2 protein-coding genes are annotated in these 1127 nt (G+C 63.2%); both read left to right on the forward strand.

Annotated features, from left to right (window positions below; genetic code table 11):
- Window positions 1–18: 18 nt before the first annotated feature.
- Complete coding sequence (locus tag SPHV1_RS02955) at window positions 19–387, forward strand: hypothetical protein (protein ID WP_054944598.1); 369 nt, start codon at window positions 19–21, stop codon at window positions 385–387.
- On the forward strand, window positions 384–1061 hold the full coding sequence (locus tag SPHV1_RS02960; RefSeq protein ID WP_054944599.1) for a hypothetical protein: 678 nt from the start codon (window positions 384–386) through the stop codon (window positions 1059–1061). The genes SPHV1_RS02955 and SPHV1_RS02960 overlap by 4 nt, the downstream gene beginning before the upstream one ends.
- Window positions 1062–1127: the final 66 nt, after the last annotated feature.

Genomic DNA, 1127 nt, shown 5'->3' on the forward strand with positions numbered 1-1127 from the left:
CAAGGCGCGGGGTGAAGCATGAGCGACTGGCTCCCCGGCACGAAGAACGCCCACGGCGTTTACCGCCCGCACGAGGAGATCGAACTCCATAGCAAGGGTGGCGCGCGTCGGGCAGCCATAGATCTCGTCGAGACGCCGGAAGGCTGGCGCTCGTATCGCGGGTTCTCGTTCTTCACCGGCAACTGGTGGGGATCGACCGGGCCGATCACTGACGCCTGCCAGCCGCACCCAACGCGCGACGATGCGATCCGCGAGCAGGTCGCAAGGTTCCATAGCGATTTCGAGAAACTGACAGACCCATCGATGCAGCGGGAAGCGCGCGAGATCATCGCGTGGGCCGAGAGCCTCATCCCCGACCAGATGGACCTATTCGAAGCAGCAGTATGAGCGACAAGGGAATCATCTTCAGCGCGCCGATGGTTCGCGCGCTCCTGGACGGCCGGAAGACGCAGACGCGGCGGCTGATCAAGCCGAAGGCGTGGAATGCCGAAGGCGATAAGGTCAATATTGCCATCGCTCCAACTGCCCGTTTCACGCAGGGGAGTGACGGTCGCCACTACTTCGCGTTTGATCACCCGCGCGGTGGACCATTGACTGCCTATGTCTCGCCCTATGCTCCTGGCGACCGGCTTTATGTGCGGGAGGCGTGGAGGCCCCACTACCTAGGCGATGGCGTCTGGGATTTGGATGTTACCTATGCTGCTGACGGCTTGCGGCGCACGATCAAAGACGGCGAGTTCGGAGAAGACGATTGGACTTGGCCTAAGGCGGCTGATCGCGGCAATGTCCCCTCCATCCACATGCCCCGCTGGGCTTCGCGCATGTTCCTCAACGTCACCGAGGTTCGCGTACAGCGCTTGCAGGATATCAGCGAGGCAGATGCGCGGGCTGAGGGACTTGGGGATCAAGAGCTAGACGGCATGGAGGCGCGCGGTTGGTTCCGCGACCTCTGGGACTTCCTCCACACCGCCGAGGGCGAGCGATGGGAAGACAACCCGTGGATCGTCGCCGTCAGCTTCGACGTGCATCACGGCAACATCGATGCAGAGAGGGCAGCATGACCCACCCCACCGACGAAGCCCTCCTGCGCCACGCGGTGAAGATCGCCAAGCCGCGCAGGTCAAGCG

This window comes from Novosphingobium sp. KN65.2, from assembly GCF_001368935.1.
Lineage (GTDB): Bacteria > Pseudomonadota > Alphaproteobacteria > Sphingomonadales > Sphingomonadaceae > Novosphingobium > Novosphingobium mathurense.

Coding starts and splice junctions, on each gene's coding strand:
- SPHV1_RS02955 (WP_054944598.1), top strand. CDS start 19: ATGAGCGACTGGCTCCCCGGCACGAAGAACGCCCACGGCGTTTACCGC.
- SPHV1_RS02960 (WP_054944599.1), top strand. CDS start 384: ATGAGCGACAAGGGAATCATCTTCAGCGCGCCGATGGTTCGCGCGCTC.